Source organism: Collinsella sp. LCP21S3_C7 (assembly GCF_052118485.1).
In the GTDB taxonomy this organism is placed as follows: domain Bacteria; phylum Actinomycetota; class Coriobacteriia; order Coriobacteriales; family Coriobacteriaceae; genus Collinsella.
This window is the reverse complement of the sequence record NZ_JBQKHC010000003.1, coordinates 24,883-45,907: the sequence shown is the minus strand read 5'-3', so window position 1 is coordinate 45,907 and position 21,025 is coordinate 24,883. Positions and strand designations below refer to the sequence as shown.

Annotated in this window: 17 protein-coding genes; 4 read left to right on the top strand and 13 right to left on the bottom strand. The window is 60.1% G+C overall.

Annotated elements, in window-relative coordinates; genetic code table 11:
• Positions 1-103: 103 nt before the first annotated feature.
• Positions 104-787, bottom strand: coding sequence for a PAQR family membrane homeostasis protein TrhA (trhA, locus tag ACTQ1E_RS02370; protein WP_427747617.1), 684 nt, complete (start codon positions 785-787; stop codon positions 104-106).
• Positions 788-973: 186 nt separating this feature from the next.
• Between trhA and ACTQ1E_RS02365 the strand changes: the two genes are divergently transcribed.
• Entirely contained in the window at positions 974-1,582 is a 609-nt protein-coding gene (locus tag ACTQ1E_RS02365; protein ID WP_441564543.1) for a hypothetical protein, read from the top strand.
• A gap of 162 nt (positions 1,583-1,744) precedes the next feature.
• On the opposite strand, the gene ACTQ1E_RS02360 is transcribed toward ACTQ1E_RS02365, so the two are convergent.
• The 4 genes from ACTQ1E_RS02360 to ACTQ1E_RS02345 form a co-directional block, all read right to left on the bottom strand.
• A complete protein-coding gene (locus ACTQ1E_RS02360; RefSeq protein WP_427727237.1) occupies positions 1,745-2,950 on the bottom strand; it encodes a DUF362 domain-containing protein in 1,206 nt (401 codons plus the stop codon).
• A 360-nt stretch (positions 2,951-3,310) separates the two neighbouring features.
• Positions 3,311-4,516, bottom strand: a complete 1,206-nt coding sequence (locus ACTQ1E_RS02355; protein ID WP_441564541.1) for an ABC transporter permease — start codon at positions 4,514-4,516, stop codon at positions 3,311-3,313.
• On the bottom strand, positions 4,503-5,690 hold the full coding sequence (locus tag ACTQ1E_RS02350) for an ABC transporter permease (protein ID WP_441564539.1): 1,188 nt from the start codon (positions 5,688-5,690) through the stop codon (positions 4,503-4,505). Before ACTQ1E_RS02350 ends, ACTQ1E_RS02355 begins: the two co-directional genes overlap by 14 nt.
• A 9-nt stretch (positions 5,691-5,699) precedes the next feature.
• On the bottom strand, positions 5,700-6,638 hold the full coding sequence (locus tag ACTQ1E_RS02345) for an ATP-binding cassette domain-containing protein (RefSeq protein WP_441041513.1): 939 nt from the start codon (positions 6,636-6,638) through the stop codon (positions 5,700-5,702).
• A 166-nt stretch (positions 6,639-6,804) separates the two neighbouring features.
• On the opposite strand from ACTQ1E_RS02345, the gene ACTQ1E_RS02340 reads away from it, so the two are divergent.
• Positions 6,805-7,950, top strand: coding sequence for a sensor histidine kinase (locus tag ACTQ1E_RS02340; protein ID WP_441564536.1), 1,146 nt, complete (start codon positions 6,805-6,807; stop codon positions 7,948-7,950).
• Positions 7,947-8,576: a response regulator gene (locus tag ACTQ1E_RS02335; RefSeq protein WP_441546898.1), complete on the top strand. Its 630-nt coding sequence runs from the start codon at positions 7,947-7,949 to the stop codon at positions 8,574-8,576. Before ACTQ1E_RS02340 ends, ACTQ1E_RS02335 begins: the two co-directional genes overlap by 4 nt.
• 798 nt (positions 8,577-9,374) lie before the next feature.
• On the opposite strand, the gene ACTQ1E_RS02330 is transcribed toward ACTQ1E_RS02335, so the two are convergent.
• From ACTQ1E_RS02330 to ACTQ1E_RS02295, 8 genes are all read right to left on the bottom strand, one after another.
• Positions 9,375-9,716 carry a 4Fe-4S dicluster domain-containing protein gene (locus ACTQ1E_RS02330; protein ID WP_441564534.1) on the bottom strand — a complete coding sequence of 114 codons (342 nt, stop codon included), beginning with the start codon at positions 9,714-9,716 and terminating at the stop codon, positions 9,375-9,377.
• Between the two features lie 7 nt (positions 9,717-9,723).
• Positions 9,724-10,812: a hydrogenase large subunit gene (locus ACTQ1E_RS02325; protein ID WP_441564532.1), complete on the bottom strand. Its 1,089-nt coding sequence runs from the start codon at positions 10,810-10,812 to the stop codon at positions 9,724-9,726.
• A gap of 5 nt (positions 10,813-10,817) precedes the next feature.
• Positions 10,818-11,528, bottom strand: a complete 711-nt coding sequence (locus ACTQ1E_RS02320; protein WP_441564530.1) for an NADH-quinone oxidoreductase subunit C — start codon at positions 11,526-11,528, stop codon at positions 10,818-10,820.
• Positions 11,528-12,121 (bottom strand): NADH-quinone oxidoreductase subunit B family protein, encoded by a 594-nt coding sequence (locus ACTQ1E_RS02315; protein ID WP_154516632.1) that lies wholly within the window; start codon positions 12,119-12,121, stop codon positions 11,528-11,530. Before ACTQ1E_RS02315 ends, ACTQ1E_RS02320 begins: the two co-directional genes overlap by 1 nt.
• Before the next feature lie 12 nt (positions 12,122-12,133).
• Positions 12,134-15,016, bottom strand: a complete 2,883-nt coding sequence (locus ACTQ1E_RS02310; protein WP_441564528.1) for a proton-conducting transporter transmembrane domain-containing protein — start codon at positions 15,014-15,016, stop codon at positions 12,134-12,136.
• A 286-nt stretch (positions 15,017-15,302) separates the two neighbouring features.
• Positions 15,303-15,698: a helix-turn-helix domain-containing protein gene (locus tag ACTQ1E_RS02305; protein WP_229770663.1), complete on the bottom strand. Its 396-nt coding sequence runs from the start codon at positions 15,696-15,698 to the stop codon at positions 15,303-15,305.
• Positions 15,699-16,152: 454 nt separating this feature from the next.
• The gene (bilR, locus tag ACTQ1E_RS02300) at positions 16,153-18,183 is read right to left on the bottom strand and encodes a bilirubin reductase, long form (protein WP_441564526.1); all 2,031 of its coding nucleotides are present in this window, start codon (positions 18,181-18,183) and stop codon (positions 16,153-16,155) included.
• A gap of 483 nt (positions 18,184-18,666) precedes the next feature.
• Positions 18,667-18,966, bottom strand: a complete 300-nt coding sequence (locus ACTQ1E_RS02295) for an FAD-binding protein (protein ID WP_441015290.1) — start codon at positions 18,964-18,966, stop codon at positions 18,667-18,669.
• Positions 18,967-19,820: 854 nt separating this feature from the next.
• On the opposite strand from ACTQ1E_RS02295, the gene ACTQ1E_RS02290 reads away from it, so the two are divergent.
• Positions 19,821-20,774 carry a helix-turn-helix transcriptional regulator gene (locus ACTQ1E_RS02290; RefSeq protein WP_441564523.1) on the top strand — a complete coding sequence of 318 codons (954 nt, stop codon included), beginning with the start codon at positions 19,821-19,823 and terminating at the stop codon, positions 20,772-20,774.
• Positions 20,775-21,025 lie beyond the last annotated feature (251 nt).

Sequence of the window (21,025 nt, the reverse complement as noted above, 5' to 3'; positions counted from 1 at the left end):
CGAACCTCCAAGATTCGGGACGTTAGGTAGTAAGCGTAGATAACGGATAGGGCAGTTGCGTCCGGCGGCCGCTTGGATGGGTCCGCAGGCACAGACGTGATCGCTAGATTACGAAGAGGATCACCGCCATGAACTGGAAGATACTGCCGGCGAGCACCCACAAGTGAAACACACTGTGCAGGTAGCGCACGTTTTTAGCGATGTAGAACGGCACGCCCACGGTGTAGCACACGCCGCCGACAGCGAGCAGGGCAAGTGCCACGGGGTTGAGCAGCGACACGAGCTCGGGCAGCTTAAAGACGACGAGCCAGCCCATCAGCAGGTAGACCAGGCCGCTTACCCAGTGCGGTTGACGCTCGCGCATAAAGCACTCGAGGGCGATGCCGATAATGGCGATGGCCCATACGGCAAAGAACAGCATAGGGCCGCCATCGTTTGCGAGCGTGATGAGGCAAAACGGCGTATAGCTGCCGGCTATGAGCAGGTAGATGCAGCTGTGGTCGATGATGCGAAACACGCGCTTGGCGCGCGCGGGCTGAATCGCGTGGTAGAGCGTAGAGGCTAGGTATTCGAGGATAATGCTGACGCCATAGACAATCGCCGCGGCCATGTGGGCTGGGCCTCCGCCGCGAAGAGCGGCAAATACGATCAGGAGCACCAGGCCCGCGATGCCCAGCAGGCAACCGACACCATGGGTGACGGAGTTCATGATCTCCTCACCCACCGTGTAGTGTGGAACGGCCGCGGTCTTGGGTCGCGGCTTAGAACTGTCGCTCGAATCGGACATGCCGGTTACATCCTCCAACGTAAAGAGTTCTCAACACTATATCAAAGCGTCTGGGTACGTGCGAAATTTGCACCATACGTGACCCCTTGTTTACCCATTCTTTGCTTGTTGACGCATCAACGGCGAACATCCATAATGCGCTTGTTTTAAGTGTTGACGTATCAACATCTTTAAGAAGAACCGTAAATGTCTCAAAGCGCACACCCCCATCGAAAGCTTAAGATGACCGTCGTTGTTGCGCTGGCGCTCGTTGTCGCGTTGCTCGGATTTGCCGGCAACTTTTTGTTTGACTTTGCCCTGAACCCACAAGCGCCGTACACCATGAAGATGATGCAGGATGGCAAAGACGACAAAAAAGGTGAGCAGCCGGATGCCGAGGAAACCGAGGCGCGGGCGTGGTTTAAAGAGAATCGCGAGAGCAGCAGTCTCACCGCGGGCGACGGAACCGAGCTCGCCGCCTGGCATTTTGCTGCGTCGGAGAGCACGCACGACTACGCCGTCTGCCTGCATGGCCATACCAATGAGCCCATCGGTATGGCCCGATACGCCAAACGATTCCATGACCGCGGCATGAACGTGCTCGCGCCTGCCCAGCTTTCCTTGCTCGATGTAGCAAACTTGGTGTGCAACGTGCGCGCAGGCTACGACTTTCATAAGGCAAGCAGTGTGGAGCAACTCAAACACGCGACGGATCCCATGTTGTTTATCCACGGTGCCGCCCACGCCAAGAGTGCGCAAGTTGACCCCGAGCTCTACTGGAACACAGTCAACAACTTCCTCGACGAGTATTTTTAGGCAACAAGCAACGTCTGGGTTTTGTTGCCAAAAACGCCTTGTGGTCGGCGGTATTCGACTTTTCCCCGCACTTCCGAAAAGCCGCCCGTGAGCGCTGTGCTCGCGAGCGGCTTTTGCTCGAATTACGCCACAAAGGCGCTTATATTGTCCAATAGCTAGGCGCTATTTGACCTCGATAAGCTCGTACTTGCTCGTGCCCAGGCCGATCTTCTCGGCGTGCGCGATGCACGCGCGCCAGTCGGTGTCGGGATGCGTGATGCAGAAGGGGTCACGCGCCTGCTCGCCCTCCAGATGCTCGTGGTTATGCTCCATCTTGGCCGCGCTATCGGTGAGCTCGGTGTTGGGCAGCGGCTCGGACGCCATGACGGCGTCGGCACAGGCCTGGTCGATGGCGACCGGGTCGAAGCTCGCGAACATGCCGATATCGTTGACGATAGGCGTATCGTTTTCGGGATGGCAATCACAGTTGGGGCTGATATCCATGGCAAGCGAGATGTGGAAGCTCGGGCGGCCGTCGACGACGGCCTTGGTGTACTCGGCGATCTTACAGTTGAGCACGTCGGCCGCGGCGTCATAGACGGGCTTGATGGCGTCCTGGTTGCACACGCCGATGCAGCGTCCGCAGCCCACGCAGCGATCGTGGTCGATAGCGGCCACGTGCACCGTGCGAGTAGCGCCGCTGGCAAGCTCGCGCTCGCGGGTGTCGTCGAACGAGATAGCGTTGTGCGCGCAGATCTTTTCGCAGGCACGGCAGCCAATGCAGTGCTCGGTCGCGACGTTCGGCTTGCCGGCGGCATGCTGCTCCATCTTGCCCGCACGGCTACCGCCTCCCATGCCCAAGTTCTTCATGGCGCCGCCAAAACCGGCCTGCTCATGGCCCTTAAAGTGGGTGAGGCTGATCACGATATCGGCATCCATGAGCGCCTGGCCGATCTTGGCCTCGCGCACGTACTCGCCGCCCTCGACCGGGACGAGCGCCTCGTCGGTGCCCTTAAGGCCGTCGGCGATGATGATCTGGCAACCCGTGGCATACGGGGTAAAGCCGTTCTGGTAGGCAGTATCGATGTGCTCGAGCGCGTTTTTGCGGCTACCCACATAGAGCGTGTTGCAGTCGGTGAGGAAGGGCTTGCCGCCCAGCTCCTTCACGACATCCGCGACGGCGCGGGCGTAGTTGGGGCGCAAAAAGCTCAGGTTGCCCAGCTCGCCAAAGTGAATCTTGATAGCGACGAACTTGTTCTCAAAGTCGATCTGCTCAATACCGGCGCGGCGGATGAGGCGCTTGAGCTTGTCGAGCTGGCTCTCGCGAGCATGCGTGCGCAGGTTGGTGAAGTACACCTTAGCGGGTGCTGCGGGTGAAGTTGCGGTCATATATATCCCCTCGGTCTATATGGCGTTACAGACATAGAGGATGGTACCCGTTAAAGCGGGGTCAATGTCAAGTACGGCGCCTAGTCATTGGGGACGTTCTTAAATGAGTGACTACTCATTGGGGACAGACTTAAATGACTGAAACCACTCATTGGGGACGGACTTAAATGAGTGCCTCGACACCCGGCAGTTAGGGACGTTCCTTTCCTGCCGGCAGTTGGGGACAGTCCTTGGCAACCCTGCCGGCGAGCCGGCGAATCGGCAAAGACTGTCCCCGATGACTAGTCGTTTAAGTCTGTCCCCAATGACCACTCTTGGTCGTTTAAGTCTGTCCCCAATGAGCACCCAATGACTAGGTAGCTAGGCGTGGGATTTGGCGCGTGCGAGGGCTAGGCCTACGGCGGCGATGGCCGCGGCAAAGAGCGCCGTGACGCCCAGATCGCAGGCGATGTCTCCCAGCACGGCGGACGTCAGGTCCGCGGCGAGCGCCTTGCCGATCGCGTCGTTCACCCAATATGTCGGCACAAAGTGCGCTACGGTCTGCACGGCCGGGCCCATCAGCGACAGCGGCATCCAGGCGCCGCCCAAAAACGTCATGAGCATGCCGAGCAGGTTACCCACACCGTTGAGCAGCTCCTCGCGCGCGCCCAAGCCCGACAACGCAAAGCCAACGGCCAGCGGCGTGCACGCCAGGGCAAACGTTGCCGCCAGCGCCAGGCATACACGACCTACGCCGACCTCGGCGGCCGCGTCGGCAAAGCCCACGACGCCCATCATGCTCGACACAAACCAGATGCAGACGGCGAGCACGGCGGCGGCCGCAAACACGGCAAGCGAGCGCTGACGCTCGGAGACCGGACTGGCCTCCATGCGGCGCACGCGCTCGGGTTCGTTCATGCCCGAGAACACCAGCCCCACCGATACGATGACCGACGAGATAATCGCGTACGTGCCAAAGTTGAAGTACGACTCAAGCGTGGCGGCGGCTGTCGAGTCGACCTTGACCTGCTCGATCTCGACCTCCGCGCGCTTGGCGGCGGCATGCTCGGCGGCCTTGGCGACGTCACCGTCGGAGGCAGTAGGATCAAGTGCGGCCGCAGCGCCCGCGAGCGAGATCCAGCGCGAGGCCTCGGCAGACGAGAGCGCCGCCGCCATGGTGCCGGCACCGTAGGTCACATCGAGCTTGGGCAGGGACTCCCCCGCTCGGGCGGCTGCGACGAGGTCGTCCTCAAACCCCTCCGGGATAAAGAACACGCAATCGGCGCTACCCTTGGCGCTGTTGCTCTTGGAGAGCGCGTCCGCAAGATCGTACGTGTCGTCACCAACGCCCGTGACCAGGTCAAAGCGTGAGTCCAGGTGCTTGGTGAGTGCCCGCGAAAGGTCGCTGTCGTCGCGGTCGACCACGATCACGTTGGCATCGTAGGGCTTGTACTCGGTGAGCTGCGACGAGTTCCAGCTCACCGAGGCCGCGATGAATACGCCCATGAGCGAGATGAACACCGTATAGATGAGCAGGTAGAACGGGTGCGCCAGCGCCATGCGAAGCGCAGTCTTAAAGGTGCTCATAGCGGCTCCTTCCAAAGATCAGCGTGGCGACGGCAACGAACAGCAACGCCATAAGGACCAGCGCGCCAGCGCGAACGGCAAAGGGGCCCAGGTCCTCAAAGAAATACAGGCGGTTGAACATGTCGCAGATAAGCTTGACGGGGTTGAGCCAGCACTCGGCCGGACAGGCGCGGGCGACGTCGTCGGCAAGCGCCATCGCCGGCTCGCCGTAGAGGCCGGCGAACAGGGCGCACGTGGTGGCGAAGCCCGTGAGGATGCCCGACTTGGACGCCTTGCCGCCTTTAACGGGAAGCGTGCCCACAAAGAGCCCCAGGCCCGTCGCGGCAAGCGCGGAGGCAGCGCCGCCCACCAGACAGAGCCCCTCGCGCCCGCCAAAGCCGACCCCCACGACCAGGCGCACGTAGCCGATCGCGATCGCCATCGAGGCAAAGGAGACCAACCACGCGCCCACAAAGATGCCGGCCAGCGATGCCGTCTTGGAAAGACCGCCCACGCAGCGACGCGCGCCAAGGCCCGACAGATTGGGCTGCAGGTCGACGACGCTCAAGGCGGCAAACTCGGCAGACATCATCGCGACCAGGCCAAAGAGCGCGTAGTAGTAGATGACCGTGCCATCGGGCGTGGCACGCGTCAGGCTCACACGGCGGGTTCCGCCCTCGAGCGACAGGGCGCGCGCAACCGCCTCCGGGTCGGCGAGCGCCGCCGGGTTGTCCTGGGCAATCTGGCGCATGAGCTCGGCATTTTGCGTATACGAGCTTGCCACCGTCTCCAGGATGCTGCGGTCGGTGAGCACCGACGTCGCACGCGAGCTGTCATAGCTCGAAAGCAACGTGAGTTTGGGCGTGCCCGCGGCATCGACCGTATAGATGCCCGCGGCCTCGCCGGCTTTAAGCGCACGGCTCGCATCGACTGCGTCGTCGCACTCGTGGATCTCGAGCAGTTGGTCGTCGCCTTCCTTGGCAAGCGACGTCGCCACGTCCTTAAAGGTCGAGGCGCCCCAGGCCTCATCCGCCACGACGGCCACCGGCACCGGGTCGACCGTGCCGTCGGAGCTCAGATTCGCAAACATAAACATGAACATCGTGGAAAGCGCGACGGGAAAGATCGCGCCCCAAACCCACGTGCTCGGCCGGCGCAACAGCGTCTTGACCGTAATGATAATGGTGTTGAACATGGCCGCCCCCTAGTCGCGCAGCTCGCGGCCGGTGATCTCGAGGAACACGTCGTTGAGGGTCGGCGGCTCGCTCCACACGCGGCCGAGCGCCACATCGGCGGCGCGCAGCGTGTCGAGGATGTCAACCAGGTTGTGCGGGCTCGCTTCGCAGGTGCAGACGAGCTCGCCGCCGGAAAGCTCAACCGAAAGCACGTGCTCGAGGGCGCGCAGTCGCTCGACCGTGGCGAGCTCGACGGCGCCGACCTCGACGGTCACGCGCTCGCCCATCTGAATCATGCGCTTGAGCTCGTCGTTGGTGCCCTGCGCCAGCACGCGCCCGCCGTCCATGATCATGATGCGGCTGCAGATCTGCTCGACTTCCTCCATGTAATGGCTGGTATACACCACCGTGGCGCCTTCGTCGCGCAGGCGGCAGATACCCTCCAGGATGGCGTTTCGGCTCTGCGGGTCGACGGCCACCGTGGGTTCGTCGAAGAAGATGAGCTCGGGCTTGTGCGCGATGCCGCAGGCGATGTTGAGGCGACGCGCCAGACCGCCCGAGAGCTTGCCGGGGCGAAACTTGGCAAAGTCGCCCAGGCCGACAAAGTCGATGGCCTCGTCGACCAGCGCGCGACGGCGTTTGCGGTCGTTGACGTAAAGGCTGCAGAAATAGTCGATGTTCTCGCGGACGGTAAGCTCGTCAAACACCGCAACTTGCTGCGGGACCACGCCGATGCGGCGCTTGAGGTCGTAACGCGTGGGCGTCATGGGCTCGCCGAACAACTCGATGGTGCCTTTATCGTAGGCGAGCAGCTGCAGGATGCAGTTGATGGACGTGGTCTTGCCCGAGCCGTTGGGGCCCAGCAGGCCAAAGATCTCGCCGGGGGCGATGTTCAGGTTAAAGTGGTCGAGCGCGATAAGATCGTCGTAGCGCTTGACGAGGTTTTCGACGTGGACGATGTCTGTCATGAGGCAGCCCTTCCGTTGATTTCGGCCCGGTACGATTGCATCATCGCAGGAGCCGCCGGCGCGCACCAGTGAGCTTTGTCACGAGTGCGGCGGGGGCGGGCGGGAGGAATGTCACGGTTGCGGCACCTGAGCAATCGTCGCGCGCACCATCGCGTACAATACCCGTATGAACAGGCTATTCGACAAATCGATCGTGCTGGCGTGCTGTATCGCGGCCGCTCTGGGCCTTGCTGTGGATGCTTGCTTGGTCGCGGCGTTTTGTCTTGGCGTCGCAGTCGCCTCGCTTACGGAAATTGCGCAAGGCGAACGTGCCCGCCGCGCCGGTGAGGCCGCGAGCTACGCTTACATTATGGTGACCGTCTTTGTGCCGTCGTTTGTGCCGTTTGCGCCCCTCGCCCTCTATGACATCGCGCGATACGTGCGCCGTGAACACGTTTGGGTCGCACTGGGCGCCGGCGCCATCTTTGTCTGCGCACTCGTCGCATATGCCCACGCCGGCGCGCTTCCCACCCGTGCGCTGCTGTTGACCGCCATCCTTTCAGTCGCCGCCACCTTGCTGTCTCTGCGCACCGCTCAGCTGGAGCGCGAGCAGGAGCGCATGCGTCGCACCCGCGACGAGCTGCAGGAGCGAGCCCTCGCGCTCGAGGCGCGCAACCGCGACCTTGCCGACCGCCAGGACTACGAGGTCGAGCTCGCAACGCTCGCCGAGCGCGCCCGCATCGCACGCGAGATCCACGATAACGTGGGGCACCAGCTCACGCGCGCCTCGCTGCAAACCGAGGCCCTACGCGTGGTCCACGCCAACGAGCCCGGCGTCGCCGCCGACTTCGCTGACGTCAAGCGCACCGTGGACGAAGCGCTTCAGCTCGTGCGCTCGAGCGTCCACGCGCTCAACGACAACGCGGCGAATCTCTCCGTACAGCTCGAGCGCATCGTGGAGGGCGCGCGCTCAGATGGCGGGCCGCAGATTGAACTTGAGGTTTTGGCCGAGCATGCGCCCGCAAATGTCGCCAACTGCTTTGCGGCGGTCCTGCGCGAGGCGCTTTCCAACGCCATACGCCATGCTTGCGCCCATACTGTCACCGTACGATGCATGGAGCATCCGTCGTTTTACCAGCTCATCGTTACCGACGATGGCGCGGGCGGGGTCCAATCAAGCAGCCGCGGCACCGCAGAGGGCATGGGGCTCGGCTCCATGCGCGAGCGCGTCGAGGCGCTTGGCGGCACCTTCACCGCCGGCCCGCACGCCGGCGCCGGCGGCTGGCGTGTGTTTGCCACCGTTCCCAAACAGCAAGGAGATGAGGGCCGATGAGGCTCATCGTTGTCGACGACGACCGCTTGGTGGTCGATTCGCTCAAGATAATCCTGGGCGCCCAGCCGCAGATCGAGGTGGTGGGTACCGGCGCCGACGGCAACGACGCAGTGGCTCTTTATGCCGAACACGCACCCGATATCGCGCTGCTCGACATTCAGATGCCGGGGCGCGACGGGCTTTCGGCGGCCCGCGAGATCCTTGAGCGCGACCCTGCGGCGCGCGTGGTGTTTCTGACGACATTCTCGGATGACGAGTACATTGTGTCGGCGCTCAAACTGGGTGCCCGCGGCTACCTGATCAAAACCGATGTCGCTGCCATCCCGCCGGCGTTGGCCCAGGTCATGGACGGCAAACGCGTGCTCGAGGGCAAGGCAATCGAGGATGTCGACTTTGATGGGGCGGGCGTCGAGGTGGGCACGACCCGCCGGCCCGCGGCCTTCGTCAGCCTGACCGACCGCGAGTTCGAGGTCGCCGAGCTCATTGCCCGCGGCCTCGATAACAAGGAGATTGCGGCCACCGCCTATATGGGCGAAGGCACCGTGCGAAACCACATCAGCTCAATCCTGGCCAAAATGGGCCTGCGCAACCGCACCCAAATCGCCATCGCCTACCTGCGAGGGTAGTTGCCCGAAGACCGACCGCCCCGACATAACAAAATGTCTGCTACCGGTTTAATGCCATTTCAAAACGATGCCAGTTTACTACGATGAATCGCCCACCTTCAACCACAGCAAATTGCGAGCTTGCAAAACCGCAGGTAGAACGCTTGCAATATTTGGAAAAATGCAGTCATGGTCGGGGATGTCGAATTTATCGTAGTAAACCGACATAGTTTTGTTCGGGCGCCCCTGCACGAATGCCTCCGCAAGCCTCGCAGGACCAAAGTGATCCGTTTTCTTCCGCCCGCGGAGATCGGCTGACGGCGCCCGCCACGAAATCGGCCCATCTACTACGTTTAGTCCTGCACCCCTGACCACAACCGCGTTTCATGAAAAACCGCAGGCGTTCTACCTGCGGTTTCGTTTTCGCGCTTTTTGGCATGGTTGAGGGTAGCGGCTTAAACGTAGTAGATGGGCCCATTTCGTGGCAGACGGGTCGCGCGGCAGCCCTCGCAAGGCCAAAATGATCCGTTTTCCTTCGTCCGCGGGAGATCAAGCGCTGTTACTGATATGGTGGCATTTCAAAACTATGCCAGATTACGGAGCTAAAGTCGGGGCCCTCATCCATACCCTCTATTTTTGAAAAAAGCGAGCTGTCTACCTGCGGTTTTATCTTCGTGGTTTTCGATATGGTTGGGGATTCGCAATTCAGCCCCGTAATCCGGCATAGTTTTTGTTCGCAGAGGCTTAGCCGCGCGTTCACGCGCGGGGCCGGCGGGGCATTTTTGCCCCACCGGCCCCTATTCCAGCTCTATTCCAGTGCTACTCCGGCTTGGTTTCTACCGTGGGAGTCTTGTTCGCCGCAACCGGAGTACGGGCGGTGTCCATAGTCAGGCAGTGCTTGGGGCAGCTCTCGATGCACTCGCCACACACCACGCAGGCGTACGGGTCGATCGACCAGGTACCACCCTTGCGATCGACCGCAAGCGCGCCCGCCGGGCAGCGACGCGCGCACATACCGCAGCAGATGCACACGTCCATATCGTTGATGATATGCCCGCGCAGGCGCTCGGGCGCCGCCAGCTTCTCCTGCGGATAGCACACCGTGACCGGCTGCTTGACCATAGAGCCCAAGGCCGTCTTGGCAAATGTCATCAAACTCATGCCGCGCCTACCTTTCCGTGCAACTAATGCAGGGGTCGATGGTCAGGATAATCATGGGCACGTTGGCAATGAGCACGCCCTGCAGTGCATGCGTCAGGCCCGCCAGGTTTTGCGACGTCGGCGTGCGCACGCGGAAACGGTCCAAATTCTTGGTGCCGTTACCGCGCACATAGTAGTACGCCTCGCCGCGCGGTTGCTCAATCACAACCTCGCCGCGTGCGCCATCGGCCGGCGTAAGCTTGGTGCGCCCGCCGATGCCGTCGTGCGGAATCTTTCCCACAAGCTCCTTAATGATGTCCATGGCCTGCGTGACCTCGGCACAGCGCACCTGGCAGCGGGCATAGCAGTCGCCATCGGTGGCAACGATGGGCTCAAACGCAGCCAGGTCCGCATAGGCACCGTCGCCAAACATGCGCACGTCGTAGTCCACGCCCGAGGCGCGCCCAAACGGACCGACCATCGAAAGCTCCAGCGCGTCTTTCTTGCTGATCACGCCCACGCCATGCAGGCGCTCGCCGCAGCTGTTGTCGTCCAAAAACGTATGCACCAGGGCCTCGTAGTCGGGGCGCATGGCATCGAGCGTCTGGACAATGCCCGCCAGCTCGGAGTCCTCAATGTCATGCTTAAGGCCGCCGATCTCGTTAATCGACAGAATCACGCGACCGCCACACGTGCTCTCAAAGATCTTGAGAATCTGCTCGCGCAGGGTCCACGAACGATAGAACAGCGCCTCGAAGCCAAAGGCATCGGCGAGCAGGCCCAGCCACAGCAGGTGCGAGTGAATGCGCGAAAGCTCGTGCAAAATGGTACGGATATACTGCACGCGGCCAGGCACCTCGATATCGAGCATGCGCTCGCAGGCGCTGGCATAGCCGCAGCTGTGACCCACGGCGCAAATGCCGCAGATGCGCTCGGCGATGTAGCCAAACTGGTGCATGTCACGCTTTTCGGTGAGCTTCTCGAGTCCGCGGTGCACAAAGCCGATCTGAGGAATAGCCTCGATAACGCGGTCGTCCTCGAGCACCAGGTCCAGGTGAAGCGGCTCGGGCAGCACCGGGTGCTGCGGGCCAAACGGAATAACGGAGCGATGTGCCATGGACCTTACGCCTCCTTTTTCTGCTTATCGCGGGCGGCTTTGGCGGCAAGCGCCGCGCGAACCTTGGCCGCTTTCTCGGGATCCATGGCGGCGAGCTTTGCCTCCATCTCGGCAGCCTTGAGCGCGGCCTTGGCGGCAGCCTCGTCATGCTGAGCATCGGAGCCGGCAGCCGCAGCGGGCTGAGCGACGGCAGCGCCCGCAGCATCGCCAGCGCCCTCCCCCGCAGCGGCCGCGGCAGCGGCGGCCTTCTCGGCCGCAGCCTTGCGCGCCTTGGCCTCGGCAGCGGCACGGACCTTCATGGCCTTCTCGCGCGCAGCCTTAACCTCGGGCGTGATGACGCTCATGGGCTCGGCAGTCGAGACCTGGTAGAAAAAGCCCTTAAAGTCAATCTGCATGTCGGTAATGGCAAGCCCAAACAGGTCGTGTGCCTCATTTTCAAACGGGAACACCGCAGGGTAGTACGAGCTGATGGATGGAATCTCCTGGTACTGGTCGATACCATCGACTACCAGGTTCTCAATCGCATAACTGCCGTCCTGCGCAATCTGCTCCTGGGCAGCACGAACGTTAATGAACGTATAGACCAAGCGATACGTGCCGTCGTCCACATTGCGCTCGGCGTGCATCTGTACAAAGCGGGCACCGGCACCCTTGAGCGCCTGGACATGCGACAGCAGCGCATCGAGCTCGACGGTGGTATAGATTGCCTTTTGCATTACTCGGCCCCCCTTGCAGCGGCGGACGCGGCGGGCGTCCCAGCAGGTGCGTCGCCAGCGGCGGGCGCGTCGCCGGCCTCAGCCGGGGCCACAAATCCGTCCTCGCCCAGCTCAACACCACCATCCCAGGTAGCGGCACCGCCCACGGTAAGCGGGTCGCCGCCGGCGCGCATCACGGCCTCCTTCTGGTCCAGGATGCCGCACGCCTCCACGATGGCGTCGATCACCGTCTCGGGACGAATGGCGCATCCTGGCGCGTACACATCCACGGGAATCGCGCGGTCCACGCCACCGATCACGTTGTACGCATCGCGGAACACGCCGCCCGAGCACGCGCAGATGCCGCACGCCACCACGCACTTGGGCTCGAGCATCTGGTTGTAGATCTGGCGCACGACGGGCAAGTTCTGGGCGTTGACCGACCCCGTCACCAAAAAGATGTCCGCATGTTTGGGGTTGCCGGTGTTGACTACGCCAAAGCGCTCCGCATCGAACAGCGGCGTGAGCGAGGCCAGCACCTCGATATCGCATCCGTTGCAGCTCGAACCGTCGTAATGAATAACCCACGGCGAACGCGACATTTTATGATCCATGGATGCCGCCTCCTAAATAAACACGTCGACGAGGATGGGCATAAGGTTGAGCAGGCCAAACACCAGCGCCACACCCCAGCCGAGCTTAAAGCAGCTGCGCCAGGTGCTACGGGCGAAGGTGTTATCGATCAGTACCTCGGCAAAATACGTCATGACCATAACGACCAGGGCGACGACCCAGCTCACCGGGTTGTCCCAAACAAAGAACATGCCCACCCACATCAAAAACAGCACGGTCTCGCACCAGTGCATAAGGGTCATCTTGGCCAGCGTGCCGCCGCTCATCTCGGTGGCGACGCCCTGGACGATCTCCTGATGCGCGTGATGCGAGTACGAAAGATCGAACGGCGACTTGCGCAGTTTGATGGTAAGCACCGCGAGCAGCGCGAGGAAAATGGGCGCGCTGTACACGATGATGGGGGCCGACTGCCCCGTCACGGCGATGGAATCGAAGCTGTCGGTGGCAAGGTACAGGCCCACACTCATCAGCAAAACGGCGGGCTCGTAACTCATGACCTGCAGCAGCTCGCGGTCGGCTCCGACCTGGGCAAACGGGCTTTGCGTCGAGGCGGACGCCAGCACCACAAAGATCGCAGCGAGGGTAACCATAAAGGCGCATAACAGTGTGTTGGAACCCGACACAAAGATGCCGCCGCCCACCACGGTAAAGATGAGCGCGCACGCCATGTAGGTATCGTCCACGGTGTTTACGCTGGCAGGGGCTTTGCGCAGGAGCTTGGCTACATCGTAGAACGGTTGCAGCAGACGCGGTCCCACGCGGCCCTGCATGCGGGCGGACAGCTTGCGGTCGATGCCGTCGATCAGACCACCAACCAAAGGCGCCAGCAGGGCAAACGCCACGGTGCCTATAAAGATGCCCACGACGCCCGAGCCTTCGAAATACTTGCCGCGCAGCACCGAGGGCTCGCCCATGGCGAGCGTATCGGGACCAATCCATACGCAGCATAGCAGCGCGAACAGAATGATGCTGCAGCACACGATGCTGCCCGCGGGGCCAATGCGATTCTCGCCAAGGGCATCCTCCAGGTACCAATTGCGCTTTTCGGCCTTCACCTCGTGTCCCATCGAGCCGCGGAAATGACGGTAATTGTCGGTTCCCACACCCGAAAGATATACGTTTACGTGCGGTTTGTCGCTCACGCGGAATGAAGTTAGCAGCACCACGGCGATAAAAGCCACGATAACCACCATTAGATACATGGCATCCTTGCCAATAACATACGGCACGCGGCCAAACACCATGGCCAAGTAAGGCGACACCAGACCGCTCGAGATAATCGGGAACGCTACACAGCACAGAATCAGCAGCGCGGCGATAGTGTTGAGCGCTATCCATTCGGTCTTATGGACATTGCCCTCCACGTTTTCGGCCGTAGAATCCACGCCCGAGAGCTTGGCGAGCCACTTGCCCCAGAAGAAGAACGTCGCGGCCGAGCCAAAGGCCAGCACCATGATCATGAGCACATTGCCGGTCTGCGCAAACGCCACCAGGGCGCCCCACTTAGACACGAGCATGCCAAACGGCGCCACGAACATGCCCATGATGCCCAGCATCATCAGGCGCGTCAGGTGCGGCATGCGGCTGAACATGCCGTCCATGTCCTCGATATTGCGGCTGCCGATATGATGCTCGGCCGTGCCCACGCACAGGAACAGCAGCGACTTTGCCACCGTATGGAACAAGATCAAGAAGATGGCGGCCCACACGGCCTCGGGCGCGCCGACACCCAGGCAGGCACTGATGAGGCCCAGGTTGGAAATGGTGGAGTACGCGAGCACACGCTTGGCATTGCTCTGCGAGACGGCCATAAGGGCGGCGAGCAAAAACGTGATGGCGCCCACGCTCGTGACCATAAAGCCGGTCACGGGATAGGTGGCGTACAGCGGGCTCAGCTTGACCATCAAAAACACGCCGGCCTTGACCATGGTGGACGAGTGCAGCAGGGCGCTCGTGGGCGTGGGGGCGACCATGGCGCCGAGCAGCCAGGTGTGGAACGGCATCTGTGCGGCCTTGGTAAGCGCGGCGATCGACAGCAAGACGACCGGCAGCACCAGCAGCGCGGATTGCGCGGTTCCGGCGCCGGAAAGCTCGATCATGCCCGAAATGGTCAGCGGCACGCCGTTGACGTGCAGGAACATAAGGCCCGCCAAAAACGCGATGCCGCCCAGCATGTTGAGGATGATCTGGGTAAAGGCGTTTTTGATAGCCTCGGGCGTGCGCGTATAGCCAATCATAAGAAACGAGCACACGGTGGTGATTTCCCAGCCGCAGAACAGCCACTCCAGGTTGTCGCTCGTCACGATGACGAACATGGCCGAAAGGAACAGGAACATAAGCGCCAGGAACTGCGGGCGTCGGTCGGGCGCGGTCTGCCCACGCAGCGCGGCCTCGTGCTCATCGTGCGCCTGGAAGTCCTTCATGTAGCCCAGGGCATACACGCAGATCAGGGTGCCGACAATGCCAACGGCGAGCACCATGATCACGCTCATATAGTCCAGGTAGAGCGGCGTGGCGGTGACGACCTCGGCCGTGGGCAGCGTCATGGCAGCGAAGGCAACCGAACCCACCAGCTGCACCACGCCGAGCACACCGGTAAGCGCGTTCCTATATTTGAACGCGTTGTACAGGATGACGGCGCACAGAATTACGTCGATGACGGAGCTGATGATCGAGAGCACATGCGAGGTGCCGGGGGCAACCTCAAAGCCCTGCGGACCCGTGCCAAAAAATAAGACGGCAACTACAACGGTCACCGCCATAATAATGCCGGAGCCTACAAGCCCTACCGCATCGCGGGCTCGGTCACTGCGCGCGAGCAGCATGCCCATCGCCGGTACCAGCGGAAACAGGGTAAGGAAATACAGTAGCGTCATACCATCACTCCCCCATGCAAAAACGCTGCAATTATTTAACGTTATAGCTCAAATTGGGAGTTCAGGCGGCAGGTTTTCGGTCAACTGGGGAGTTTTAGGCGTATGGGGTAAGGACATGTCCGCTTTGGAGTAGAGAGGTAACGCTCCCCCTCTCGTAGCGGCGGGCGCACGGGCCACTGCGCGCGGTTTATTGACCACTTTGAAGGATGTCCCGATAGACTCGCGGCGGTCCAAAAAGTTGGCGCGGCAAGAAAAATGCGCCCCTGCGGACGCACCATCCCGTTCGCTATTCCGCCTTTTTAACGCGCGGTTTGCGACCCCGCGGCTTATCGACCAAGGCGGCCTCGCCACCGTCGCGATACTGTCGGCACCAAGCTTTAACCGAAGACTCGCTGGGGATCTTGTGCTTGACCATGACCTCACGCACCGTCAGACCATGTTCCAAGCGGTCCTTAACCACGGCAAGCTTAACGTCAAACGAATATGTGTGGTGATGAGAGCCCGCATTGAGAACGGCGTCGGCGCCGCCCACGGCATACGCACGGGCCCACTGACGGGCTGTGGCCTGGGGGATGCCAAGCTCTGCGGCGAGCGCGCGATGGCCGACCCCTTCTTGGAGGATCTCGACAGCGCGCTGCCTAATCTCGGGCGCATGCGTGCGAGTCCTTGTTGTTTCTGACATACCTGCCACTTCTACTTCTTAGCCTTAAACGTTAAATTGCTTTCTTACGTGCAAGTTAGATAGTAGCATTTTACTGTTTGCTCAAAGCAGTTAATTAAAATAGACGCGGCGCTATCTGGGAATTTGACACCAATTTACGACATTTCTTTATTGATTATTTACGCTGGTAACTAGCTCGCAGCTAATCGTCATTCGCTTGCCAGCAACATTGGCATCTCTTTATATCCTTTGGAATAGAGGATATGATTATTAACCCCTCCTCCAATAATTTTGAGCAGCCTGCAAGGCAGTAGACGCCTCACTCCCCATGATTAGCGCGCATTGCCGTCCACCGGGGCAAAACAAAAAGGGCGGGACCTGCTGCGCTTGCAGGCCCCGCCCCGATTGACACCCGATGGGACGCGGCCGGGCGAGACAGATCCGTGCTACCGCCCCGCCTGGCCGCGATGTTCAACTACAGCTCGTTGGCCGCGTGATATGCCGTGCGAATGGCGTTCGCAATGTCGGCGGTGCGCTCGCCCGAGCAGTCGCCCACACAGGTCACGGGCACCGTAACGCCATCCAAGTCAAACGCGTTGGCCTTGGAACCGACGGCCATCACCACGTAATCGCAGGCGATCTTCACCGGCTCCTCGGCGCCGTCATCGGCAGTGCGAATGGCCTCCACGCCCTCATCGGTAATGGCGGTCAGACGGGTCTTCACGTGCTGCTCCGCGTTGTGCTCTGCAAAGTCGCTCATAATCAGTGGCAGAATGGTCTCGGACTCGCCCGCGGCAATCTTGTCGAGCATCTCCACGATCGCCACTTCGCAGCCGTGCTGCAGCAGGTACTCGGCAGTCTCGGTGCCCACCAGGCCACCGCCAATGACGGCGACGCGGCCCGTAAGCTCCACCTTGCCGGCCAGCACGTCCCAGCTCGAGACGACCTTCTTAGAATCGGCACCCGGAACGGGGATGACCACGTCGTGCGCGCCCACAGCCACAATCGCGGCGTCGGCGGCGTTGAGGTCCTCAGTGGTAGCGACGTGGTTGAGCTCAACCTTCACGCCCAGGCCGGGCAGAATCTTCTCGTAATACTCGACCGAGCGCATGATTTCGTCCTTGCGCGGAGGCGCGGCCGCCAGCACAATCTGGCCGCCCAGATGATCGCTCGCCTCGTAGACGGTCACGTCGTAGCCGCGCTTGGCCGCCACGCGCGCGGCCTCCAGACCGGCAATACCGCCGCCCACAACGGCGATCTTCTTGTCGCCCTCGCCCGGCTTAATGGCGATGGTAGCCTCGTCGCCGTTCTCGGCATTGAGCACACACGAGATGTACCTGCGGTTTTGAATCGCATCGACGCAGCCCTTGTTGCAGTTGAGGCACTCGCGGATGGGCTCGCCCGTGGCGGCCTTTAGCGCAATGTCGGGGTCGCACATGAGCGAGCGGCCATAGGCGATGATATCGGCCGCGCCGTCTTCCAGAATCTTCTCGCCAGCCTCGACCGAGACAACACGGCCCACAGTTGCTACCGGCACGGAGACCAGGGCCTTGACGCGCTCGGCCACGGGCAGCGTCCAGTTGTAAGGCATGGCGCCCATGGGCGGAATGGTATCGCCCATATTGCCGGTGTGGTTGGCCTGTGCAACCTGGATCATATCGATGCCCGCGCCCTCGAGCAGCTTGGCAAACTCGCAGGCCTCGTCGGGCTGCAGGCCGCCCTTGCCACGCGGCGTGCCGTCGGGGTTCTCCATAATCACGGGGAGCTTATACTCCACCATCAGCTGCGGCGCGGCTTCCTTGATGGCAGCGACGACCTCCAGCGCGTAGCGAACGCGGTTCTCAAACGAGCCACCGTACTCGTCGGTGCGCTTGTTGAGGATCGCGGAGCACAGCGAACCCACCAGGCGGTCGCCGTGGACCTCGATGGCGTCGATGCCGGCCTGCTGCGCGCGAGCGGCCGAGGCAGCGATGGCCTCCTTGATCTGGGCGAGCTGCTCTACGCTCGCCTCGTTCACAAAGTGCTGCATGTCGTGGTGCAGCTTGGCATATGCCTGCTTGCGGATCTCGTTGGACTCGGCCATCTTGGCGGCAAAGGTCTCCTCGTCGCCGGCGGCCTTGGCCTCCTGCGCGGCTTTGGCCGCAGCCATGGAGCCCATGACCATGCGGCCGACACCGGGCACATCGTACTCGGGGTGGAACAGCTGCAGCGCGACCTTGGCACCGTGTTTGTGGACGGCGTCGGCCAGTGCCTTAAACGTGGGGATCTGGGCGTCGGTTGCCAGCTTGGGCGTGGGGCTTGCGGTCATGACGGGAGCGACGTCGCCGATGACGATGTAGCCCACGCCGCCACGGGCCAGACGCTCGTAAAAAGCCAGGCTGCGCTCGCCGATGGAACCGTCGCGCTCCTCATAGCCGGTGGTCAGCGGCGGGAACATAATGCGGTTCTTGAGCTCAAGGGGGCCAACCGTAATGGGCTGGAGCAGCTTGGACGCAGGTGCGGTCATGGACATTCCTCTCTTGTAGACGCGGCGGCGATGGTGCCGCGTAGTTGTTTAGAGGATATGCCATGGGGGTACAGCGGCACAACGAAAATCGGCGGATAGCAGGCAGCGGCAGGCGGATGGGGCAGGGCGGCCCGTCGGTTTGTCTCAATCTGTAACAGCTACCCAGCAAAACCGGGTCTTACTGTTACAGATCGAGATATTCCTCTCGACCCATCCTCAACAATCTAAATCTGTAACAGCTAGACCCACTTTTGACCCCTACCTGTTACAGATCAAGACAAACGGCAACTGTCCGTCCGAATATCTCAATCTGTAACAACAACTCGGCAAAATCCGTCCCTCGTGTTACAGATCGAGACAAACGGAGCCCCGCTCGCCGGAAATCTCAATCTGTAACATCTACAGACCAAAATCGGACCAACCTGTTACAGATTGAGACAGCCCCAACAACACCGTCCCCGTTCGAGGAAACGACCGCCACACTCACCTTTTTAAACAACCTAAGTTGATGCCATCGCCGTCCATGCCCGGAATGGCAAACGAGAACAGGTCTTTACCCCACTCAAAGTCGAGCTTCTCCTTGATGAGCTTGGCGTTGTGGCCAAAACCGCCCGTGGCGACAATCGCGGACTTGCACGAGATCTGGTACTCCTCGCCGTCCTTGTCCTTGGCGGTCACGCCGCAGATGGCGCCGTCCTCGCCCTTGATAAGGCCGGTGCCCGGGCACTCAAACATAAACTCGACACCCAGGTCCTGGGCACGCTCGGTCATGCGCTTGGTCATCGTGGTCGCCGCGCGATGACGCGAGCGCCCGCCTCGGCTGCAGCGACCGCCGCGGCAAGGCCGCTCAGACCAGCGGCGACGACAACGACGTCGGTCTCTAACTGTTTCATGCGAATCCTCCTTTATAGGGCTCTCGGACGAGCCCGGGTTCATGCGAATTGCATGCGTATCGACAGCCATACTTTCGCTCGAGAACAGGCTCAAAACCATGTGCAGGCGCACCGATGTTTGCCCATAGCGACCATGGGCTTTGTGCGGATGAACCATGCGTTTGGGCAACGCTTTCGAGCGCATGGTCCTGGCGCCATACGCACAAAGGGGGGCGGTGTGCCTTATGGCACCCGCCCCTGATAATCGAGTTTTCTTATGTTTAGTCCTATAAACAGTCCAATATCTTTAGGCAAGATCACCCCGACGACGCTCATCCTGCCTGGAATGCCAGACTCCACCCGCCCGCTCGATGGGATGAGTCCGCGCATCACCTGGACTCTCTACGCCTCCAATGGATCGGCAGCCTCTTACGAACACTTTCAAAAGTATGACAAGAGAGAGAAAAGTCCGTAGATTATGCATCTTTAGACTCGTGAAAAAGCGCATCGTGCCCGTCAGCGGCGACGCACCGGCCTTCGGGACGCCTGAAGGCTACTGGGCACGGCGGCGATATTCATAGCGAATGATGCGAACGCTGCAACTGGTATTATATGACGTACTATTGAAAGGATGCTGAAGAGGTTGCGGGAAAAGACTTGCTTACTAGAAGCAGAGCAAGGAGATCCAGAAGACGGATTGCGGACAAATGATATGAATTAAATAGGGCACTGCGCGCTATAAAAGGAAAAGGGTGGTGGGTCCTGATGCTGGTACTGTCTGCTGTTTTAAGTTTATTAATAAAATCTGGCTGTGTAATCTGTGCAGCCCTTTATTTAATCCTCTATATCGGAGGTCAAAAGAAGGAATATCTGTATATCGCTCTGTTTATGCTAAGCCAGTACTTGATTGAGCTAATAGTTCGAGGATACGAAATAAGTTCGCCCCTTTATTATTACTTCCATAATTTTTTTTCGGTGCCCGTAGTAATCAAGTCGCTATTATATTTCGCCTGCGCCTTTCTCATATGTCATTTATTCAAGGGGGCTGTTGGAGGGTCAAAAACGTGGATATTGACATTGGTGGAAGCGCCATTGTTCATCTGGCTCATCATGTTCCCTTTGTTAAAGGTGCGTACAGGATTCTTGTATATTTGTTATTTGTTGCCATTCCAGCTTCTGGTTATCGTACTAGCCTTTATCGGTAGCAGGTCCTTTGGCAAAACAGTGAATAAGAGCATATTTTTAAGGTTAGATATGTTCTTGCGACTGGTTGGAATCCTTGGATTAATGACCGTCTTTGAGGATATTCTTACGGGGTTACATTATGGGCTTAATAATGATGTTGCAAGCCTAGTAACTAGCGGCGCGATTCGAAGCCGCAATTTTGGCGAAAGCGTCTCCCAGATAGTTGTTGCCGCATATCTTATTGTTGTTGCGGCGCGTTTTCTTGTTGACAAGATCACAGTGAAACCGATTAGCTATGAAGCCTTGACAGGAGAGCTTTCGGAAGAAATCATAGACGCCTATGCGACATCTATTGGCCTTAGTCTCAGAGAGCGAGAGATTCTGGGATTCTTGCTCAAGGAGAAAAGCACACAGGAGATATCCGAACTGTTGTTTATTTCGACTGGCACCGTCAAATCTCATACACATAACATTTACCAGAAGGCCGATGTTAGCAACAGGATGCAGTTGCTGCAGAAAATCAGATGTTCATAACGTTGATTACGTTGGGCTAATCAATATGAATCCCACTTCCTTTTGTTTATACAGCTTAGCGCTTTATGAACCCTGGTTCATAAAGCGCTAAACCAGGGTATAGGCTAAGATTGAACATATTTATCGAGACCAGTTCATGTGAAAGCGGATCGGAAAATTACATAATTTTGTCATTAGGTTGTCGGCAACGAGGGGCCTCTGCTTTAGCCATCAAGTTATCGGCAACACGGAACCTCTGAAAGAGAAGGTGA

Bases quoted from the DNA above. Each gene is read 5' to 3' on its own strand.
- trhA (WP_427747617.1), bottom strand. From the start codon at position 787: ATGTCCGATTCGAGCGACAGTTCTAAGCCGCGACCCAAGACCGCGGCC.
- ACTQ1E_RS02365 (WP_441564543.1), top strand. From the start codon at position 974: ATGTCTCAAAGCGCACACCCCCATCGAAAGCTTAAGATGACCGTCGTT.
- ACTQ1E_RS02360 (WP_427727237.1), bottom strand. From the start codon at position 2,950: ATGACCGCAACTTCACCCGCAGCACCCGCTAAGGTGTACTTCACCAAC.
- ACTQ1E_RS02355 (WP_441564541.1), bottom strand. From the start codon at position 4,516: ATGAGCACCTTTAAGACTGCGCTTCGCATGGCGCTGGCGCACCCGTTC.
- ACTQ1E_RS02350 (WP_441564539.1), bottom strand. From the start codon at position 5,690: ATGTTCAACACCATTATCATTACGGTCAAGACGCTGTTGCGCCGGCCG.
- ACTQ1E_RS02345 (WP_441041513.1), bottom strand. From the start codon at position 6,638: ATGACAGACATCGTCCACGTCGAAAACCTCGTCAAGCGCTACGACGAT.
- ACTQ1E_RS02340 (WP_441564536.1), top strand. From the start codon at position 6,805: ATGAACAGGCTATTCGACAAATCGATCGTGCTGGCGTGCTGTATCGCG.
- ACTQ1E_RS02335 (WP_441546898.1), top strand. From the start codon at position 7,947: ATGAGGCTCATCGTTGTCGACGACGACCGCTTGGTGGTCGATTCGCTC.
- ACTQ1E_RS02330 (WP_441564534.1), bottom strand. From the start codon at position 9,716: ATGAGTTTGATGACATTTGCCAAGACGGCCTTGGGCTCTATGGTCAAG.
- ACTQ1E_RS02325 (WP_441564532.1), bottom strand. From the start codon at position 10,812: ATGGCACATCGCTCCGTTATTCCGTTTGGCCCGCAGCACCCGGTGCTG.
- ACTQ1E_RS02320 (WP_441564530.1), bottom strand. From the start codon at position 11,528: ATGCAAAAGGCAATCTATACCACCGTCGAGCTCGATGCGCTGCTGTCG.
- ACTQ1E_RS02315 (WP_154516632.1), bottom strand. From the start codon at position 12,121: ATGGATCATAAAATGTCGCGTTCGCCGTGGGTTATTCATTACGACGGT.
- ACTQ1E_RS02310 (WP_441564528.1), bottom strand. From the start codon at position 15,016: ATGACGCTACTGTATTTCCTTACCCTGTTTCCGCTGGTACCGGCGATG.
- ACTQ1E_RS02305 (WP_229770663.1), bottom strand. From the start codon at position 15,698: ATGTCAGAAACAACAAGGACTCGCACGCATGCGCCCGAGATTAGGCAG.
- bilR (WP_441564526.1), bottom strand. From the start codon at position 18,183: ATGACCGCACCTGCGTCCAAGCTGCTCCAGCCCATTACGGTTGGCCCC.
- ACTQ1E_RS02295 (WP_441015290.1), bottom strand. From the start codon at position 18,966: ATGACCAAGCGCATGACCGAGCGTGCCCAGGACCTGGGTGTCGAGTTT.
- ACTQ1E_RS02290 (WP_441564523.1), top strand. From the start codon at position 19,821: ATGCTGGTACTGTCTGCTGTTTTAAGTTTATTAATAAAATCTGGCTGT.